Source organism: Bradyrhizobium sp. S3.12.5 (assembly GCF_040548225.1).
In the GTDB taxonomy this organism is placed as follows: Bacteria; Pseudomonadota; Alphaproteobacteria; order Rhizobiales; family Xanthobacteraceae; genus Bradyrhizobium; species Bradyrhizobium cytisi.
Map to the genome: position 1 here is coordinate 1 of NZ_JBEPRF010000057.1, position 2630 is coordinate 2630.

Consider the following 2630-nt stretch of genomic DNA (forward strand, 5'->3'; position numbering starts at 1 on the left):
CGTTGCGCCGGACACGTTCATGCTGACGGCTCCCGCTGGCCTCATGATTTATGTTGCGACCCGACCTGTAGATTTCAGGAAGGGCGCAGATGGCCTGGCGCTGTTGGCGAAGGAGACGCTGGGCCACGATCCGATGAAGGGCGTGGCGGTGGTCTTCCGTGCGAAGCGCGCTGATCGGGTGAAGATTGTTGTCTGGGATGGTAGTGGCCTCGTGCTGTATTGGAAGCGGCTTGGGGGCAGCGCCTTCAAGTGGCCGCCGGTCGTTGACGGCGTCATGCGAATGAACGCCGCGCAGTTGTCCGCGCTTCTGGCCGGCATGGATTGGACACGCATGCATGCGCCTCGAATCCCGCAGCCGAAAGCGCTTGCGTAGGACATAAAATCTTCGCTGCATCGGGGCGCGAAGCATGACAGACTCGGGCCAATGAGTGATTTGCCTGATGAGCTGCCGAGCGATCCAGCCGAGTTGCGTGCCTTTGCCGCGGCTCTGCTGGATCGCTGCGCCAGGCTCGAGCGGTTGCTCAAGCTTGCAAAAGACGCGCAGTTCGGTCGATCCTCGGAAAAGCTTGACGCTGATCAGCTCCAGCTTGTTCTGGAGGATATCGATCAGGCTGTCGCGGCTCTCGAGGCAGCCGAGGACCGCGCCAATCCCAAAGCACGCGAGAAGAGAGCTGCCGAGCGCAGGGCCAATCGTGGCAGGCTGCCGGAGCATTTGCCGCGCATCATCGAGACCCTGATGCCCGCTGCAACCTGCTGCCCGTGCTGCGCAGGCGACCTTTTTGAGATCGGTCACGATGAGAGCCAGAGGCTGGACGTTGTACCGGCGCAGTATCGCGTCATCGTCACCCGCCGCCCCAAACTGGCCTGCCGCGCCTGTCACGGCGTCGTCCTCCAGCATGCTGCTCTCGAGCGATTGATCAGGGGAGGACTGCCGACCGAGCGGCTCGTCGCGCATGTGATCGACGCCAAGTATCATTGGCATTTGCCGCTTTACCGCCAGGCGCAGATGCTGGCGACGCACGGTATCGCCATCGACCGTTCCACGCTCGCCTTCTGGGTCGGCTACGCCGCCCAGGAATTGAAGCCCTTGTGGCATCGTCTGCGCCAGCTTCTGCTCGCCTCTTCGAAGCTCTGTGTCGACGAGACCCCCGCACCGGTATTGGATCCGGGGCGCGGCCGGACCAAAACCGGCTACTTCTGGGCGCTGTCACGCGATGACAGGCCCTGGGCCGGACCTGACCCACCTGGTGTGGTTTACGCCTATGCACCGGGCCGTGGGGCCGTTCATGGCTTGCAGCTACTTGAGGGCTTTCGCGGCATCATCCACTGCGACGGTTATCAGGCTTACAAGACTATGACCCGAGAGACGCGTGCGGACGCCTTGTCCGGGACGCTCGCCTTCTGCTGGTCGCATCTGAGGCGCCAGTTTGTGAAGATCGAGCGCGAGGCCGCTCCGGCGCCAGCTCCGGTTGCCCGCGAGGCTCTTGAGCGCATCGCCCAACTTTACGCGGTCGAAAAAGCGCTCCGCGGCCGATCAGATGTCGAGCGCCGTGCTGGCAGGCAGGCGCATGCCCGACCTCTGGCTACCGCCTTGAAGCAGTGGTTTGAGGCCAAGCTTGATCACCTTGCACAGAAGAGCGACACGGCGAAGGCCTTGCGTTACGCGCTGCGTCATTGGGACGGCTTGACGCTCTATCTTGATGACGGGCGCATCGAGATGGACACGAATGCTGTCGAGCGTGCGATGTGGCCGATCAAGCTCAACGCCAAGAACTCCCTTTTTGCCGGTTGCGACGAGGGCGCCGAGAATTGGGCAGTTCTGGCTTCGTTAATCGAGACCTGTAAGCTCAATGGCGTCAGTGCCGAGCACTGGCTCGCTGATGTTCTCGCGAAGCTCATCAATGGTTGGCCTGCGGCGCGACTGGACGAACTGCTCCCTTGGACATCGATCTACACGATGCATGCACACGATCCGAGGCTGGCGGCATGAGCCTGAACACGACCGCGGTCCGGATCAAGGTGACCCTCAAGGACGTAAAACCGGAGGTGATGCGTCGCCTTGTCGTGCCGCTCACGCTGCGCCTTGATCGGCTGCATCTGACGCTTCAGGAGTCATTCGGCTGGACGAACAGTCACCTCTTCGAGTTCTTCGCTGGTGAGGCACATTGGGGGATTCCCGACCCCGACAATGATTACGGCCACCAACCCATGGATGCCCGTAAAGCGCGGCTTTGCGATATCGTTCGAGAGACCGGCGCCAAGACGATCCACTATCTCTATGTCTTCGGCGACAGCTGGGATCACGTGATCAAGCTCGAAAAATGGTTCGACAACACCACGACGGAGGGCATGCCCTTCCTACTCGAGGCCGCCGGTCGTTGTCCTCCGGAAGACGTCGGTGGTGCGCCAGGCTATGCCGAATACCTCGACGCCATCAGCGACCCTGCTCATCCGGAGCACGAAAATATGCGCCGCTGGGGCCCGGAGCGGTTCGATCCCAACGTGATCGACCGGAAGGCCCTCGAGGCCGCCGTCAACGCGTTGTCCGACACATGGAAACCGCGGCGACGCGCCACGCGAACAAAATAGACGTCAAGCGCGATTCAAAAGGGCCGCAGAGCTACGCTTAC

Annotated in this window: 3 protein-coding genes; all 3 read left to right on the forward strand. The window is 61.9% G+C overall.

The features are described 5' to 3' along the window. Nucleotides 1–373, forward strand: a 373-nt coding sequence (tnpB, locus tag ABIC09_RS37305; RefSeq protein ID WP_502917745.1) for an IS66 family insertion sequence element accessory protein TnpB, incomplete at its 5' end; no start/stop codon positions are given. A 51-nt stretch (nt 374–424) separates the two neighbouring features. After that, entirely contained in the window at nt 425–1990 is a 1566-nt protein-coding gene (tnpC, locus tag ABIC09_RS37310; RefSeq protein ID WP_354112422.1) for an IS66 family transposase, read from the forward strand. Next, on the forward strand, nt 1987–2589 hold the full coding sequence (locus ABIC09_RS37315; protein ID WP_354112423.1) for a plasmid pRiA4b ORF-3 family protein: 603 nt from the start codon (nt 1987–1989) through the stop codon (nt 2587–2589). Before tnpC ends, ABIC09_RS37315 begins: the two co-directional genes overlap by 4 nt. Nucleotides 2590–2630: the final 41 nt, after the last annotated feature.

Bases quoted from the DNA above. Each gene is read 5' to 3' on its own strand.
- tnpC (WP_354112422.1), top strand. From the start codon at position 425: ATGAGTGATTTGCCTGATGAGCTGCCGAGCGATCCAGCCGAGTTGCGT.
- ABIC09_RS37315 (WP_354112423.1), top strand. From the start codon at position 1,987: ATGAGCCTGAACACGACCGCGGTCCGGATCAAGGTGACCCTCAAGGAC.